Below are 15,678 nucleotides of genomic sequence, written 5' to 3'. Positions count from 1 at the left end.
CACCGACTTACGTAATGCTCACTATTTTGCCCGCAGGGCCCGCCAGAGCATGCGCGGCCAGTCAGCCGGCGTGAGTGTCGGCCGCTGGCGAAACACATCGCCTGCTACGGCGTGGATCTTGCGCAAGATGGTTTCGCCCCCGAGGATGATGAGCCGCAGCTCCAACCCCAGCCGGCCGGGCAGCTTTTTGCCCAACGGCGCGCCCGCTGCAAGGATCTTGCGCGCGCGTTCGATCTGGTGACGCATGAAGGGCCACCAGGTGCCTTGCGTGTCCCCGCGTGCGATCTGGGATTCGGTCACGCCGAATTTCTCCATCTCGTCCTGAGGCAGATAAATCCGGCCACGCGCGTAATCTGCGGCGATGTCCTGCAGAAAGTTGATGAGCTGCAGCGCCGCACAAATGGCGTCGGACTGGGCGATCGCCCGTCTATCCTGCTCTCCGTAGAGGGCGAGCAGCAGCCGCCCGATGGGATTGGCGGAGCGGCGGCAATACGCCATCACCTCGCCAAAGTGGGCATAGCGGCTCTTGACCACGTCCTGAGCAAAGGCGTCCAGCAGATCGTGGAAGGGCTCGATGGGTAGTGCGTGGGCGCGGATGGTGCGGGCCAAGGTCTGCATCACGGGCGAGCCTGGCGTTTCGCCCGCGGCGATGCGGTCAAGGTCCTGCCTAAGTGCCGCGAGCTGAGCAAGCCGCTGCGCCGGCGTCGCATGGCCTTCGTCCGCGATGTCGTCGGCCTGGCGCGCGAAGGCGTAAATATGGCGTACCGGCTCGCGTAGACGGCGCGGCAGGATCAGCGAGGCGACGGGAAAGTTCTCGTAGTGGTGGACGGTATTGAACATCCGCGCCAGCTTAGCCGAGATTCCCGGCCAGGGAAACTACACCAGGGCGTGCGACGCGTTTAGCGCAAGGGGAGGAAAACGCGTGCCCATCGATCGCGGGCCGCCGGCTCTAGTGGACTGACAGCAGCATATGCGTGCGGGTTTCTCTGGTGCAATGAAAGCGGCAAGGCTGCGCATGCCGTTCCACAGATTTTCGAGAAGAGTGTGCAACCCCTTTTCTGTGACTTTCCGCGGCGGGCATTGGCGGCGGGGTGACGGGCTGAGATTGAGGTCGACTTTATCGTCGATGGCCACCCGGTGCACAAGGCGAGAGTGGTCAGCCGCTTCGTCGCCGCAAACGCCGATGCAATCGAGCTGTTCTTCCTGCCGCCCTATGCCCCGGAGTTGAATCCCGACCAGTTTGCCTGGGCGCATGTGAAAAGCCGCATCGCCCAGGCGACTACCCAGACCAAGGAGGCAATGAAGACCACCGTCCAGCGTATGTTGCGCAGCTTGCAGAAAATGCCGCGGATCGTCGCCCCCTTGTTCCATGCGCCGTCTTGTGCCTATGCCTCGGTATGAGGCGTTATTAATGTAGTGCTCAGTAAGCGGTGGGCCACCTACTGGGTCTTTGTCGCCTACATGAACAAGACCAGTACCGCCCGCGCGGCCGCCCTGCGGCGCGCCCTGGATCCCTATGCTGGGCTGGCGCAGAACTTCGGCCTCGGATTCGATTGGCGCGTGCGCAAAGGGGTCGTGCTGCCGCGCCTGCGGCGGCAACCACTTCTCGCGGTGAAAGCGCGTCGTCTCCAGAGGCTCGGAAGGTGTCAACCCAGCTCGCCGGTGTAACGCCTCGCGTCCTGGCATCTGGTGCTCTTGACTGGGAAGACGATGGAACGACCCTTGGCAAGAAACAGTCATCGGTGCGCCCCATAGCCCCGTGACGGGGGCTAAAGTGACAGGGCGAGGCTGAGCGGGTAAAATTGAAAAGTTTAGCGAAAGTGGCGGAATTGGTAGACGCACTGGATTTAGGTTCCAGCGCCGCAAGGCGTGCGAGTTCGAGTCTCGCCTTTCGCACCATCGTTTGGGCCGCCGGCCGTCCGCAACCGAGCCAACCGCATTCTTTGGGGATTCAACATGCAAGCAACCGTGGAAAACATTAGCCAGCTTGAGCGGCGCATCCGCATCACCGTGCCGCGCACGGAAATCGACAGCGAGGTGGCGGTGCGTCTGAAGCGGTTGGCCAAGACGGTCAAGGTACACGGCTTCCGGCCGGGCAAGGTGCCGCTCAAGATCGTGGCCCAACAATACGGCGGGGAAGTTCGACGTGAGGTGATCGGCGAGACCATGGAACGCCGCATCGCCGAAGTGTTGCAGGCACAGTCGCTGCGGGTGGCCGGCTATCCCCGTCTCGAGTCGGTATCGGAGCAGGGGGCGGATGCGCTGGAATTCAGCGCGACCTTCGAGATCTATCCGGAGGTCAAGCTCGGCGATTTGAGCAGCGTCACCATCGAGCGGCCGCAGGTGACCATCACCGAGGCGGACGTGGACAAGACCATCGAGATCATGCGCAAACAACGGGCGACTTTCGAGCCTGTGGATCGCCCTGCTCAGGCGGGTGATCGCGTAGAGGTGGACTACCGCGGCACCATAGACGGCCAATCTTTCCCAGGCGGGGAGGCCCAGGACTATCCCTTCGTGTTGGGCGCGGGGCGCGCCCTCAAGGACTTCGAGGACGCCATCCTGGGGATGCGTCCCGGCGAGACCAAGACGGTACAGGTGAGTTTCCCCGAGGACTATCAGGGCCGGGACGTGGCGGGCAAGACCGCGACTTTTGAACTTCGCGTCAAACGCGTGCTCGAACCTGGATTGCCCGAGGTGGGTCCGGAGTTTGCGAAGGCGCTGGGGATCGAGGACGGCGACGTCACCAAGATGCGGGCTGAGATTCGCGCCAGCCTGGAACGCGAGGTGAAAAAGCGCATCGAGGCTCGGCTCAAGGAGCAGGTGATGCAAGCACTGTTGGATAGCACGCCGGTGGAGCTTCCTCGCGCGCTGGTGGAGCTCGAAGCGCAGCGGCTGGCGCAGCGCATGCGCGAGGACCTGGCGGGTCGCGGTTTCAAGGGCGAGCTGCCGCTGCCGCCGGAAGCGATCCGGGAATCGGCGGAGCGGCGTGTTAAGCTGGGGCTGATCCTGGCGGAATTGGTGAGAGCCCACGACCTGCACGCCACGCCGGAGCAGGTGAAGGCAGTGGTGGAAGACTTCGCCCAAAGCTACGAGCAGCCGGAACGGATCGTGCAGTGGTACTACCAGGAACCGGGACGTCTGGCCGAGGCCGAATCCTTGGCGCTGGAACGGAATGTGGTAAATTGGGTTTTGGGTATCGCTCAAGTCACGGACAAGCCCATTACCTTCGATGAATTGATGGGTATTGCCCAGTAAACGGACAAGGACAGGTATTTCGACATGATCGACCGTAGCAGGATGGAACCGCAGGGGCTCGGTTATATCCCCATGGTGATCGAGCAGAGCGGCCGCGGCGAGCGGGCGTACGACATCTATTCCCGCCTGTTGCGCGAGCGGGTGGTGTTCCTAGTCGGTCCCGTCAACGAGATGAGTGCCAACCTGGTGGTGGCCCAGCTTTTGTTCCTGGAGTCGGAAAACCCGGACAAAGACATTTTCCTCTACATCAACTCCCCCGGCGGGTCGGTGTCGGCGGGGTTGGCCATCTACGACACCATGCAGTTCATCAAGCCCGACGTCTCTACCCTGTGCATCGGCCAAGCGGCCAGCATGGGCGCGTTTCTACTGGCGGCGGGCGCCAAGGGCAAGCGCTACTGCCTGCCCAACTCGCGCACCATGATTCACCAACCTTTGGGTGGGTTCCAGGGGCAGGCTTCCGACATCGAGATCCATGCGCGCGAGATCCTCTATCTGCGCTCCCGTCTCAACGAGCTTCTGTCCAAGCACACTGGCCAGCCGGTGGAGGTCATCGAACGCGACACCGACAGGGATTTTTTCATGAGTGCCGAGCAGTCTGTCGCCTACGGCCTGGTGGACAAGGTGCTTGTCAACCGGAACGAAAGTTCGGTTTAATGTCTCCAAACGGTAATCGAAGGACCACGCCATGAGCGACAAATCCGGCAACGAAAAACTTCTCTATTGCTCTTTCTGCGGCAAGAGCCAGCATGAAGTAAAGAAGCTCATCGCGGGTCCGTCCGTGTTCATCTGCGACGAGTGCGTGGATCTGTGCAATGACATCATTCGCGAGGAGGTGCAAAACGAACAAGCCGCGAAAAGCGCCTCCGAGCTGCCAGTGCCGGCAGAGATCCGTAAGATCCTCGACCAGTATGTGATCGGTCAGGATCATGCCAAGAAGATCCTTTCGGTGGCCGTGTACAACCACTACAAGCGGCTCAAGACCGGGGCCAAGGCCGACGACGTGGAGCTGTCCAAGAGCAACATTCTGCTCATTGGGCCCACTGGTTCCGGCAAGACCTTGCTTGCGCAAACCCTGGCGCGGCTGCTCAACGTGCCCTTCGTGATGGCAGATGCCACCACCCTCACCGAAGCCGGCTACGTGGGCGAGGATGTGGAAAACATCATCCAGAAGCTGCTGCAGAAGTGTGACTACAACGTGGAGAAGGCTCAGCAGGGCATCGTCTATATCGACGAGATCGACAAGATTTCCCGCAAGTCTGACAACCCCTCCATCACCCGGGATGTCTCTGGCGAAGGGGTGCAGCAAGCGCTGCTCAAGCTCATCGAGGGCACTATTGCCTCGGTGCCGCCCCAGGGTGGGCGCAAGCATCCAAACCAGGAATTCGTCCAGGTGGACACCACCAATATCTTGTTCATCTGCGGTGGCGCCTTCGACGGTCTGGAAAAGATCATTCGCAACCGCTCCGAGAAAGGCGGCATCGGTTTCGGCGCCGAGGTGAAAAGCCGCGATAACCGCAAGGCTATCGGCGAGGTGCTGCGTAGCGTCGAGCCGGAAGACCTCATCAAGTACGGCCTCATTCCAGAGTTCGTCGGCCGTCTGCCGGTGGTCGCGACCCTGGAGGAGCTGGACGAAGCAGCCTTGGTGCAAATCCTCACCGAACCCAAGAACGCCCTCATCCGCCAGTATCAGAAGCTCTTCGCAATGGAAGGGGTCGAGCTGGAATTCCGCGAAGAGGCCCTCACCGCCATCGCCAAGCGGGCCTTGCAGCGCAAGACCGGGGCGCGCGGTCTGCGCTCCATCCTCGAGCATGCGCTGCTCGACATCATGTTCGAGCTCCCCTCGAAGAAGGATGTCACCAAGGTCGTGGTGGACGAGGACGTCATCACCCATAACGCGCCGCCCAAGCTGATCTACGCTGACCAGCCACGCGTCGCCTGAACGCATTTCGTTACGGGCCGGCCGCAGCCGCCGCACGGCGTGGCCTCTCCCCGGTGCGCCGAGAACGTTTCCGGATCTTTGTGGTCAACAAGGAACGGGACGTGCCCTTGATGCTAACCAGGGAGCATCTCTGTTACCTGTCGGGAGCTGCAGGGCGGGAAAGTCCTCGAACCCAGATTATCCATTCGACCGGCGCGTGCCCGATGAACTGCGCAGCAACCGACATTCATCACCGTTTTTTGAGATGCCAGCCGCGCCTGCGCGGGTGCGGACGGCCCCAGGCGGCCCGGCGCGCGCTCGACTGCTCGGCCAGGTGTTCAATCTGGCCCGCGGCCGTCTTGCGCAACCCAGGTGCGCCTGGGGCCACCCCCATCCCGCGTCCCAAGAAATATGGGTTGAATTCCCCCTTCCTGCCCCCATCCCTGGGCCGTAACCCTTAACTTTAGGTACCCTAGACATGAGCGCCCAACCCGAAATGCTCGCCGAACGCGTGACCCTGCCCCTGCTGCCCCTGCGCGACGTGGTGGTCTACCCCCACATCGTCATTCCCCTGTTCGTGGGCCGCCCCAAATCCATCAAGGCCCTGGAGGCGGCAATGGAGGCCGGCAAGCACATCCTGCTGGTGGCCCAGAAGTCGGCGTCCAAGGACGAACCGACGACCGACGATCTCTACCGTGTGGGCAGTGTCGCAAGCATCTTGCAGATGCTCAAGCTGCCCGATGGCACCGTGAAGGTGTTGGTAGAGGGCAACCACCGTGCCGAGATCACGCAGTTTCTCGACGAAAAGACCCATTTTGCCGCCGAAGCAGTGATTCGCAAGATCGAGGCGCCCAGCGACCACGAGACGCTGGCGCTGATGCGCAGCGTGTTGTCGGAGTTTGACCAGTACGTCAAGCTGAACAAGAAGATTCCTCCTGAGATCCTCACCTCGCTGGCGAGCATCGACGACGCCGGGCGGCTGGCGGATACCATCGCCGCCCATCTGCCCATCAAGTTGGAGCAGAAGCAGCAGATCCTGGAGATGATGGACGTGCATGCGCGGCTGGAGCATCTGTTCAGCCTGTTGTCTGCCGAGATCGACATTCTGCAGGTAGAAAAACGCATCCGTGGCCGCGTTAAGCGCCAGATGGAGAAGAGCCAGCGCGAGTACTACCTGAACGAACAGGTGAAGGCGATCCAGAAGGAGCTGGGCGAGCTGGAGGAAGGCGCCGATCTCGACGAGTTGGAAAAGCGCATCAAGGCGGCGCGCATGCCCAAGGAAGCCCATAAAAAGGCGATGGCTGAGCTCAAGAAACTGCGCTTGATGTCGCCCATGTCGGCGGAAGCCACCGTGGTGCGCAATTACATCGAGACGCTGGTCAGCCTGCCCTGGCGCAAGAAGACCAAGATCAGTAACGATCTGCGCAAGGCCGAGGAGATCCTCGACCAGGATCATTATGGCCTGGAGCGGGTGAAGGAGCGCATCATCGAATATCTAGCCGTGCAGCAGCGGGTGGACAAGCTGAAGGCGCCCATCCTGTGCCTGGTGGGGCCACCTGGGGTGGGCAAGACCTCCCTCGGGCAGTCCATCGCCAAGGCCACGAACCGCAAGTTCGTGCGCATGGCGCTGGGCGGCGTGCGCGACGAGGCGGAGATTCGCGGCCACCGGCGCACCTACATCGGCGCCATGCCCGGCAAGATTTTGCAGAGCATGACCAAGGTCGGCGTGCGCAATCCGCTGTTCCTGCTCGATGAAGTGGACAAGATGGGCATGGACTTCCGTGGCGATCCTTCTTCCGCGCTGCTGGAAGTGCTGGATCCGGAGCAGAACCACACCTTCGTCGATCATTACGTGGAGGTGGAATACGATCTTTCCGACGTGATGTTCGTGGCAACGGCCAACTCGCTCAACATTCCGGCGCCTCTGTTGGACCGGATGGAAGTGATCCGCTTGGCCGGCTACACGGAAGATGAAAAGATCAACATCGCTACGCGTTATCTGCTGCCCAAGCAGATGAAGACGCATGGGCTCAAACCGGAAGAGATCAACATCACGGAAAGCGCGATCCGCGACATCATCCGCTACTACACGCGGGAAGCGGGCGTGCGTAATCTGGAGCGGGAGATCGCCAAGATCTGCCGCAAGGTGGTGAAGACGCTGCTTACTGGGAAGAAGACGTCTCGCATCACGGTCAGTTCCCGCAACCTGGAGCACTACCTGGGGGTGCGCCGCTTCACCTATGGCATGGCGGAGAAAAGCAACCAGGTGGGGCAGGTTACCGGGCTGGCCTGGACGGAGGTGGGCGGCGAGCTGCTCACCATCGAGGCAGTACGGCTGCCTGGCAAGGGCAAGACCATCACCACCGGCAAGCTGGGTGAAGTGATGCAGGAGTCCATTCAGGCGGCCTTGTCCGTGGTGCGTAGCCGCGCCGCCGTGCTGGGGATCCCGGTGGATTTCTACCAGAACAATGACATCCACATCCACCTGCCGGAAGGTGCGACGCCAAAGGATGGGCCCAGTGCCGGCATCGCCATCTGTACGGCGCTGGTATCGGTGCTCACAGGCATCCCGGTGCGCGCCGATGTGGCTATGACGGGCGAGATCACGCTGCGCGGTGAGGTGCTCCCCATTGGCGGCCTCAAGGAGAAACTGCTGGCGGCGCACCGGGGTGGCATCAAGACGGTGCTGATCCCCCAGGAGAATGTGAAGGATCTGGGCGAGATTCCAGACAATATCAAGAACAAACTGGACATCCAGCCGGTTCGCTGGATCGAGCAGGTGCTGGACACGGCGCTTGAGCGCAAGCCCACACCGCTGCCCGAGACCGCCGCGTCGGCGGTGTCAGTGACCCAGCCAGAAGCCAAGGTGGAAGCCGAGGCGGTGATCAAGCACTGAGCGCAGGCGCGCGGTGAAGGTAAAGACGGGCGCCTTGGGCGCCCGTTTCCGTGCGTGCTGAATGCCTTGTCGCACGTTGTTGATGCACTTTCTGGGTTGCATGCGCAGGATCGGCGAAGCTGGTTATGCATGGGGCCATTGCTTGACACCCCTTTTTTCCCGCTGCTATAAAGCGCTTTGCAGTCAGCGTCACTCCGGCCACATCATTCCAAATCGAAAGGGGACTTCACGTGAACAAATCCGAACTGATCGAGGCGATCGCGAAGAACGCCGATCTTTCCAAAGCCGCTGCCGGTCGCGCCCTGGACGCGGTGCTAGCGGCGGTGCAGCAGACACTCAAGAAGGGCAACAGCGTCACCCTAGTGGGTTTTGGTACGTTCTACGTGGGTAAGCGCGCAGCGCGCAGCGGCCGTAATCCCCGCACCGGCGCCACCATCAAGATCAAGGCTGCCAGAGTGCCGAAATTCCGCGCTGGCAAAGCGCTGAAAGATGCGATAAACTAGTGAGCTTTGGCGCAACCCCGCGTGGATGGCCTAGTCTAGATAACTCGGGGTTGCGCTAACCCGGGTTCCGGCGGCGCTGGGGCCGGGTGCGGGTGCTTAGCTCAGCTGGTAGAGCGTCGCCCTTACAAGGCGAATGTCGGCGGTTCGAGCCCGTCAGCACCCACCAGGGCATCCCTGCTAGTCTCAGTGGGCGCCGTCGCAGTGCAACCGTTTCAGGAGTGGTAGTTCAGTCGGTTAGAATACCGGCCTGTCACGCCGGGGGTCGCGGGTTCGAGTCCCGTCCACTCCGCCAAACAAGGGCGAGCCAGTCTCGCCCTTTTCCATTATTGGGGGCGCGTTTTACGCGCCCATCGGGATGGGAGCCATGCTGTCCGACACCATTCACGAGCGCATGAAGGGCTGGTTCGCCCGTATTCTGCTCGGCCTCATCATCATTTCTTTCGCCTTGTTCGGTGTGGATGCCTATTTCCGCGGGACGGGCGGTGCACAATGGGTGGCTGAGGTAGACGGGCAGAAGATTTCCGCGGTTGAATTCGACGATTTGCTCAAGCGGGAGCAGGCGCGGCTGCGAGAGCTGGGGGAACGGGATCACGCCCGACTCGAATCGACCGAGCTGCGCCAACGCGTTCTGGAGGAGCTCATTCGCAGCCGCGTGCTGTTTGAGGCCGCGCGATCCCGCGGCTATGACATTCCAGAGGAAACGCTGCTCGCCCAGCTGGCTACCGAGCCAGCTTTCCAGGAAGAGGGCCGATTTTCCGAGCGGCGCCTCAATGCCTTCCTCGCTCAGCGCGGATGGTCCCGCTCCCAGTTCCTACAACTCCTGCGCCAGGAGGCTTTGGCCAATCAAATGCTGGGCGTGGCGGTGGCGTCGGCAATCGTGCCCCAGGTAGCGGCAGAGCAGCTAGCCCAGGCCCTGGCGGAAAGCCGCGAGGTGAGCCGCGCGGTGATGAGCGCGGACGCGCTAATGGGGCAGGTTCACGTGGATGACGCAGCGATTGAGGCCTACTACCAGACTCATCCGGAGCTCGGCCGCATGCCCGAGCAGATCCGCGCGGCGTACGTGGTGTTCTCGCCAGACACGCTCCTTTCCGGCATCGAGATCAACGAGGCGCAGCTGCGAGACTATTTTCAACGTCACAGCACGGAATTCGGCGAGCCGGAGAAGCGCCATGCGGCCCACATCCTGATCCGTCTCGGTCCGGGTGCCTCGGCAGAGGAAATCGCGGCCGCGCAGAAGCAGGCGACCGACATTCTCGCCCAGGCCAAGGCTGCCCCTGAGCGCTTCGGCGAGCTGGCCAAGCGTTACTCGCAGGATCCCGCCAGCGCTGCGCTGGGTGGGGATCTCGGCGTGATTACGCCTGGCTCCTTGTTTCCGGAGGTGGAACGCGTGCTGTTCGGCATGAAGCCGGGCGAGGTGGCTGGGCCGGTGCGTTCACCAGCGGGCTTGCACATCCTCTGGTTGAAGAGCGTGGAACCCCCGCGGGCACGCAGCTTCGAGGAGGTGCGGGAGCGGGTCGCGGAGGCCGCGCGGCGCGAGGCGGCGCAGCGCCGCTTCAACGAGGAAGCGGAAAAATTCGGCGATCTGGTGTATGCGCAATTCGGTTCCCTGGAACCTGCTGCCACGCAGTATGGCCTGAAGATCCAGACCACGGACTGGATCACGCGTGAAGGGAAAGCACCTCCACCTTTCGACAACGAGCGTCTCCATGCTGCGCTGTTTGCCGAGGAGGCGATCAAGGAGCGACGCAACACGGAAGCCATCGAGGTGGCACCCAATACCCTGGTGGCCGCGCGCGTGCTGGAACACAAGCCGGCAGGCCAACGCCCCTTAGCGGAGGTACGCGCGGAAATTAGCCGCATCCTGGCGCGGGAGCAGGCCGTGAAGCGGGCGCGTGAACAGGGGCAGGCGCTCCTAGAACGCCTGCGCAAGGGCGAAGCCGTGGCCAGTCTCAAGTTCGATGCACCCCGTTTCGTGGATCGGCGCGCGCCGGCCGGACTTGATGCCGAAGCCCTACGCACGGTGTTCACCGCGCCTGTCGAGACTTTGCCGAGCTACATGGGGCAGGAGACGGCGGACGGTTACGTCATCTACCGAATCTCCCGGGTGAGCCGGGCGGAGGATCGACTCAAAGCGGCGCAGCAGATCGCGCCCGCACTGCTAAAGCGTGCCCAGGCATCTTTGCTTACCCAGGCTTACGTGGATAGCCTGCGCCAGCAGGCCAAGGTGACGGTGCGCAAGGGCGTGCTGGACAAGAGCGAGCGCTAAGCGAGGCGAAACACCACCAGCCCGGGGGTGAGCGCGTCCTTGTTCACGGCCGCGAAATACGCATGGCGCGCTCACCCCGCTGGGCCAGGTGAATCAGTACGCGGCTCGCCATTTGCGCCAGGGGCACGATTTCGTCTACCGCGCCCAGGGCGACGGCTTCCTTTGGCATGCCATACACCACAGAGCTCGCTTCATCCTGCGCGAAGGTGTAGGCCCCGGCGCGTTTCATTTCCAGCATGCCTTGGGCACCGTCCTTGCCCATGCCGGTGAGGATGATACCGATGGCGTCGGGGCCGGCGCAGTTGGCGGCGGAGCGGAACAGCACATCCACCGAAGGGCGGTGCCGGTTTACCGGTGGACTCTGCGACAACTCACACACGTAATGGGCGCCGCTGCGGGCGAGCAGGAGATGGGAATGGCCAGGGGCCACATAGGCATGGCCCGACAGTACCCGCTCGCCGTGGACGGCCTCCTTGACCCTGATCTTGCACAAGCCGTCGAGGCGTTTCGCGAAGGCGGCGGTGAATGCGGGCGGCATGTGCTGGGCGATGAGGATGCCCGGGCCATCGGCGGGCATTTGCATGAGGAGGGCTTTGATCGCCTCGGTGCCACCCGTGGAGGCGCCCACTACGATGATCTCAGCTGCGGGGTCACTGCTCACCGGCGCTGGCAAAGCGTCGTCGTTCATCGCCTTCGGTGCCTCGAAGTTGGACCCATAGTCAACCTCGCCAGGCCCGTGCGCGGGCTTCGGCAGCGAGCTCATACACCGTGCGGCCGCGGAGCTTGAACAGGTCGGTGGCGTAATGAAAGCTCTCGGAATGGCCGGCGAAGAGCAATCCGTCCTGGGTCAAGAGGGGCACGAATTTTTCCAGGATCCGCCGCTGCGTGGGTCTGTCGAAATAAATCATCACATTGCGGCAGAAGATCGCATCGAAGGGCCCGTGCATGGGCCAGCGCTCATCCAGCAGGTTGATGCGGCGGTAGGTGATCATCTCCCGAAGCTCGGGTTTCACCCGCGCCACCCCTTCCTGGCCGAGCAGGAAATATTTGCGCACCAGATGCTCGGGCAGCTTTTGCACCCGTTCGAGTGGGTAGATGCCTGCGCGCGCTTTTTCCAGCACTTGAGTGTCCACGTCGGAGGCCAGGATCTTCACATGGGGCGGGATGCTACCAAACAGCTCGGCCACGCTCATGGCGATGGAGTAGGCCTCCTCGCCAGTCGAGGCGGCCGCACACCAGATATGGATCTGGGGTTGGCGCATGCGTGGGCGGAGGAATTCCTGCAGGATGGGGAAATGGTGCGCCTCGCGATAAAACGCCGTCAAATTGGTGGTGAGCGCATTGGTGAAGGCTTCCAATTCTTCCGGGTAGCCGCGCTCCAGGTGGGTGAGGTATTCGGCGAAGCTGCGATGGCCGGTGGCACGCAAGCGCCGCGCGAGCCGGCTATACACCATCTCGCGCTTGATGGGTGAGAGCGAAATGCCGGCTCGCTCGTAGATGAGCTTGCGGACGCGCTCGAAATCCTGTTCGGTGAAGGGAAACTCCCGACCATCTTGGCCGTGGGGCTCGCTCGAGTGCTGCGTGCCGGCTGTGCGGTCTCGGCTCATGGCTTTTCACTCACGCGCGCGAAGGGGGCCTTGTTGGCGGCGGGGCCAGGTGGCGCAATGACCCGGCCGCGGGGTGATTGCGCCAGCCGGTCAGGACGCCTGATCCCGGATGGGCTGCCATGGAACAATACATCGGTCGCAGGCCTAAAGGCTTGAGCCCGCCACGCCTGGCCGAGCCCTACTCAGCCCGCGCCCACCGTGGTATTGAAGCCCGCGTCCACGTAGGTGATTTCGCCGGTGATGCCGGAAGCCAGGTCGCTTAACAGGAAGGCAGCGGTGTTGCCCACTTCCTCGATGGTGACGTTCCGGCGCAGGGGGGCATTGCGTTCCACGTGTTCCAGGATCTTGTGGAAGTCGGTAATGCCGGAGGCGGCCAAGGTCTTGATGGGGCCGGCGGAGATGGCATTGACGCGAATGCCCTTGGGCCCGAGGCTTTGGGCCAGATAATAGACGCTGGATTCCAAGCTCGCTTTGGCCAGGCCCATGACGTTGTAATTGGCTACCGAGCGCACCGCACCCAGGTAGGAGAGGGTAAGCAGGGCGCCCGGGCGACCTTCCATGAGGGGCAGTGCTGCCTTGGCCAGGGCGGTGAAGCTGTAGGCGCTGATGTCGTGGGCGATGCGGAAATATTCCCGGTTCACGGAACTGAGATAATCGCCGGCCAGGGCCGCCTTGGGCACGAAGGCGATGGAATGCACCACGCCATCCAGTCCGTCCCAGTGCGTCTTGAGCTGGGCGAACGCTTGATCGATCTGCTCGTCCGAGGCGACGTCCATCTCGAATACCCGGTCGGATCCGAATTCCTGGGCCAGCCCCAGCACGCGCTCGCGCGTGCGCTCGCCCTGATAGGTGAAGGAAAGTTCCGCTCCTTCCCGTTGACAGGCCTTGGCAATGCCGTAGGCAATGGAGCGGTTGGACAGCATGCCAGTGACGAGAATGCGTTTGCCTGCGAGGAATCCCATGAAACGTCCTTTTGCGAGTGGATGACCGGGGAAGCCGCAAATTATAAAGCATCGCCCCCAGGCCCGAGGCGCCCGCCGCGGGGCATTTGGGCTACACTTGCGGGCGATGAGTGTCCTGCGCTTGGCCCTCTTGCTTCCGCTAATGATATTGACCGCCTGCGGCGAGCCGCCCTGGAATGATCCCTATCCGGCGGCGGAGCGCGGGCAGAACATCCGCTATAGCGCATTTTCAGAACGGCCCAAGCATCTCGATCCGGCTCGCTCCTACAGCTCCAACGAGGTAGAGTTCATCGGCCAGATCTATGAGCCGCCGCTGCAGTATCACTATCTGAAGCGGCCCTATCAGCTCATTCCCCTCACCGCTGTAGAAGTGCCCCAGCCACGCTATTACGATGCCCAGGGGCGGCGCCTGCCCGCCGATGCGCCGGCGGCACGCATTGCCTATAGCATCTATGAGATCCGCATTCGCCCGGGCATCCATTATCAACCCCATCCGGCCTTTGCCCGGGACGCTGCAGGGCGCCTGATTTATGACCCCATTCCGCCGAAACTGCTGGCACGGGTGGACAAGCCCAGCGATTTCCCCGTCACCGGCACGCGCGAGCTCACCGCCGAGGATTACGTGTACCAGCTCAAGCGGCTGGCGCACCCACGGCTCAATTCACCCATCTATGGGCTGATGAGCGAGTACATCGTCGGCTTGCGTGAATTCGCCGCCGAATTGGACCGACGCCTGAAGCAGGCATCACCGGAAAGCTGGCTCGATCTGCGCACGATCCCTCTGGCAGGAGCGGAGGTGGTGGACCGCTACACCTACCGGATCCGCATTCGCGGCAAATATCCTCAGTTTGCCTACTGGCTTGCCATGCCCTTCTTCGCCCCCGTGCCATGGGAGGCAGATCGCTTCTACGCGCAGCCTGGCATGCAGGAGAAGAATCTGGTGCTGGACTGGTTCCCGGTGGGAACCGGCCCCTACATGCTGACGGTGAATGACCCCAACCGGCAGATGGTGCTGGAACGCAACCCCAACTTCCATGGTGAGACCTACCCCACCGAGGGCGAGCCCGGCGACCGCGAGGCCGGACTGCTGCGTGATGCCGGCAAGCCCTTGCCTTTCATCGACAAGGCGGTCTACAGCCTGGAGAAGGAGGACATTCCCTACTGGAACAAGTTTCTGCAGGGCTATTACGACAGTTCCGGCATCAGCTCGGATACCTTCGATCAGGCCATCCGGATCGGTGCCACTGGCGATGCGGCGTTGACTGAAGCGCTCCAGCGGAAGAACATCCGTCTCGTGACCACGGTGATGACCACCATCGGTTACCTGGGCTTCAACATGCAAGACCCGGTGGTGGGCGGGCTTGGCGAACGCGCGCGCAAGCTGCGCCAGGCGATTTCCATCGCTGTGGATATGGAGGAGCGCATCTCCATTTTCAACAACGGACGGGGGATTCCCGCCCATGGCCCCATTCCACCGGGCATCTTCGGCTACCGCGAGGGCCGCGCCGGCATCAACCCCTACGTGTACGACTGGGTGAATGGCCACGCCCAGCGCAAGTCCATCGCCGAGGCACGGCGCCTGCTGGCGGAGGCCGGCTATCCCAACGGGCGCGATGCGCAAACGGGGCGGCCCCTAGTGCTCTATTTCGACACCGCAGCGGTGGGGGCGGATTCCAAGTCGCGCCTGGAGTGGTTGGTGAAACAGTTCCGCAAGCTGGACATCGAGCTGGTGATTCGCGCCACGGACTACAACCGCTTCCAGGACAAGATGCTCAAGGGCACCGCGCAGATCTTTGAATGGGGCTGGAATGCGGACTATCCCGATCCCGAGAACTTCCTGTTCCTGCTCTACGGGCCAAACCGCAAGGTAGGCGCGAACGGCGAGAACGCCGCCAACTACGAAAACCCGGAATTCGACCGTCTGTTCGAGCAGATGAAGAACATGGACAACGGCCCACAGCGCCAGGCTATCATCGATCAGATGGTCGAAATCGTGCGGCGAGATGCGCCCTGGGTGTGGGGCTTTTATCCCAAGGCCTTTGGGCTTTATCACGCCTGGCTCATGAATGCCAAGCCCAATCTCATGGCCAACAACGGGCTCAAGTATCTGCGGCTCGACCCCGCCCTGCGAGAACGCAGCCGGCGGGAATGGAACCAGCCCGTACTCTGGCCGGTATGGACGGGGTTTGCCCTGCTGGTGGCGGGACTCGTGCCCGCCGCCGTGAGCTATTGGCGGCGCGAGCATCGCCCGCCAAAGAAAGGCTAGGC

At 62.4% G+C, this 15,678-nt stretch carries 12 protein-coding genes, 3 tRNA genes and 1 pseudogene; 12 read left to right on the top strand and 4 right to left on the bottom strand.

Annotated elements, in window-relative coordinates; all coding sequences use genetic code 11:
- Positions 1–21 precede the first annotated feature (21 nt).
- Positions 22–840, bottom strand: a complete 819-nt coding sequence (gene hpnC / locus V6E02_RS02095) for a squalene synthase HpnC (RefSeq protein WP_347306649.1) — start codon at positions 838–840, stop codon at positions 22–24.
- 264 nt (positions 841–1,104) lie between these two features.
- On the opposite strand from hpnC, the gene V6E02_RS02090 reads away from it, so the two are divergent.
- From V6E02_RS02090 to V6E02_RS02040, 11 genes are all read left to right on the top strand, one after another.
- Positions 1,105–1,401, top strand: coding sequence for a transposase (locus V6E02_RS02090; protein ID WP_347307101.1), 297 nt, complete (start codon positions 1,105–1,107; stop codon positions 1,399–1,401).
- A 15-nt stretch (positions 1,402–1,416) separates the two neighbouring features.
- Positions 1,417–1,668 (top strand): hypothetical protein, encoded by a 252-nt coding sequence (locus V6E02_RS02085; RefSeq protein ID WP_347306647.1) that lies wholly within the window; start codon positions 1,417–1,419, stop codon positions 1,666–1,668.
- 146 nt (positions 1,669–1,814) lie between these two features.
- Positions 1,815–1,899 (top strand) — tRNA-Leu (locus V6E02_RS02080).
- Between the two features lie 57 nt (positions 1,900–1,956).
- On the top strand, positions 1,957–3,258 hold the full coding sequence (tig, locus tag V6E02_RS02075) for a trigger factor (RefSeq protein WP_347306645.1): 1,302 nt from the start codon (positions 1,957–1,959) through the stop codon (positions 3,256–3,258).
- Positions 3,259–3,282: 24 nt separating this feature from the next.
- Positions 3,283–3,912 carry an ATP-dependent Clp endopeptidase proteolytic subunit ClpP gene (gene clpP, locus V6E02_RS02070; RefSeq protein WP_347306643.1) on the top strand — a complete coding sequence of 210 codons (630 nt, stop codon included), beginning with the start codon at positions 3,283–3,285 and terminating at the stop codon, positions 3,910–3,912.
- Between the two features lie 31 nt (positions 3,913–3,943).
- Entirely contained in the window at positions 3,944–5,197 is a 1,254-nt protein-coding gene (gene clpX, locus V6E02_RS02065) for an ATP-dependent Clp protease ATP-binding subunit ClpX (protein WP_347306641.1), read from the top strand.
- Positions 5,198–5,654: 457 nt separating this feature from the next.
- Positions 5,655–8,072: an endopeptidase La gene (lon, locus tag V6E02_RS02060; RefSeq protein WP_430626754.1), complete on the top strand. Its 2,418-nt coding sequence runs from the start codon at positions 5,655–5,657 to the stop codon at positions 8,070–8,072.
- 212 nt (positions 8,073–8,284) lie between these two features.
- Positions 8,285–8,575, top strand: coding sequence for an HU family DNA-binding protein (locus tag V6E02_RS02055; protein ID WP_488212599.1), 291 nt, complete (start codon positions 8,285–8,287; stop codon positions 8,573–8,575).
- A gap of 90 nt (positions 8,576–8,665) precedes the next feature.
- Positions 8,666–8,741: transfer RNA gene (locus V6E02_RS02050), tRNA-Val, on the top strand.
- 49 nt (positions 8,742–8,790) lie between these two features.
- Positions 8,791–8,867: transfer RNA gene (locus tag V6E02_RS02045), tRNA-Asp, on the top strand.
- Positions 8,868–8,939: 72 nt separating this feature from the next.
- The gene (locus V6E02_RS02040) at positions 8,940–10,841 is read left to right on the top strand and encodes a SurA N-terminal domain-containing protein (protein ID WP_347306637.1); all 1,902 of its coding nucleotides are present in this window, start codon (positions 8,940–8,942) and stop codon (positions 10,839–10,841) included.
- 43 nt (positions 10,842–10,884) lie between these two features.
- Here V6E02_RS02040 and V6E02_RS02035 read toward each other — a convergent pair.
- The 3 genes and pseudogenes from V6E02_RS02035 to fabI form a co-directional block, all read right to left on the bottom strand.
- Positions 10,885–11,508, bottom strand: a pseudogene (locus V6E02_RS02035) (chemotaxis protein CheB); the annotation flags it as partial.
- Positions 11,509–11,560: 52 nt separating this feature from the next.
- A complete protein-coding gene (locus tag V6E02_RS02030) occupies positions 11,561–12,448 on the bottom strand; it encodes a CheR family methyltransferase (protein ID WP_347306635.1) in 888 nt (295 codons plus the stop codon).
- Between the two features lie 182 nt (positions 12,449–12,630).
- Positions 12,631–13,410 carry an enoyl-ACP reductase FabI gene (gene fabI, locus V6E02_RS02025; RefSeq protein WP_347306633.1) on the bottom strand — a complete coding sequence of 260 codons (780 nt, stop codon included), beginning with the start codon at positions 13,408–13,410 and terminating at the stop codon, positions 12,631–12,633.
- Positions 13,411–13,516: 106 nt separating this feature from the next.
- Here fabI and V6E02_RS02020 point away from each other — a divergent pair, with 106 nt between their 5' ends.
- Complete coding sequence (locus V6E02_RS02020; RefSeq protein ID WP_430626753.1) at positions 13,517–15,676, top strand: ABC transporter substrate-binding protein; 2,160 nt, start codon at positions 13,517–13,519, stop codon at positions 15,674–15,676.
- Positions 15,677–15,678: the final 2 nt, after the last annotated feature.

This window comes from Thiobacter sp. AK1 (genome assembly GCF_039822265.1).
Classification (GTDB): Bacteria; Pseudomonadota; Gammaproteobacteria; order Burkholderiales; family Thiobacteraceae; genus Thiobacter; species Thiobacter aerophilum.
Note: the sequence above shows the minus strand (reverse complement) of the source record. Positions and strands in the feature narration are given on the sequence as shown.

What these genes read in the sequence shown, in the direction of transcription:
- lon (WP_430626754.1), top strand. Translation starts at nt 5,655, where the DNA reads ATGAGCGCCCAACCCGAAATGCTCGCCGAACGCGTGACCCTGCCCCTG.
- clpP (WP_347306643.1), top strand. Translation starts at nt 3,283, where the DNA reads ATGATCGACCGTAGCAGGATGGAACCGCAGGGGCTCGGTTATATCCCC.
- tig (WP_347306645.1), top strand. Translation starts at nt 1,957, where the DNA reads ATGCAAGCAACCGTGGAAAACATTAGCCAGCTTGAGCGGCGCATCCGC.
- fabI (WP_347306633.1), bottom strand. Translation starts at nt 13,410, where the DNA reads ATGGGATTCCTCGCAGGCAAACGCATTCTCGTCACTGGCATGCTGTCC.
- V6E02_RS02040 (WP_347306637.1), top strand. Translation starts at nt 8,940, where the DNA reads ATGCTGTCCGACACCATTCACGAGCGCATGAAGGGCTGGTTCGCCCGT.
- clpX (WP_347306641.1), top strand. Translation starts at nt 3,944, where the DNA reads ATGAGCGACAAATCCGGCAACGAAAAACTTCTCTATTGCTCTTTCTGC.
- V6E02_RS02030 (WP_347306635.1), bottom strand. Translation starts at nt 12,448, where the DNA reads ATGAGCCGAGACCGCACAGCCGGCACGCAGCACTCGAGCGAGCCCCAC.
- hpnC (WP_347306649.1), bottom strand. Translation starts at nt 840, where the DNA reads ATGTTCAATACCGTCCACCACTACGAGAACTTTCCCGTCGCCTCGCTG.
- V6E02_RS02020 (WP_430626753.1), top strand. Translation starts at nt 13,517, where the DNA reads ATGAGTGTCCTGCGCTTGGCCCTCTTGCTTCCGCTAATGATATTGACC.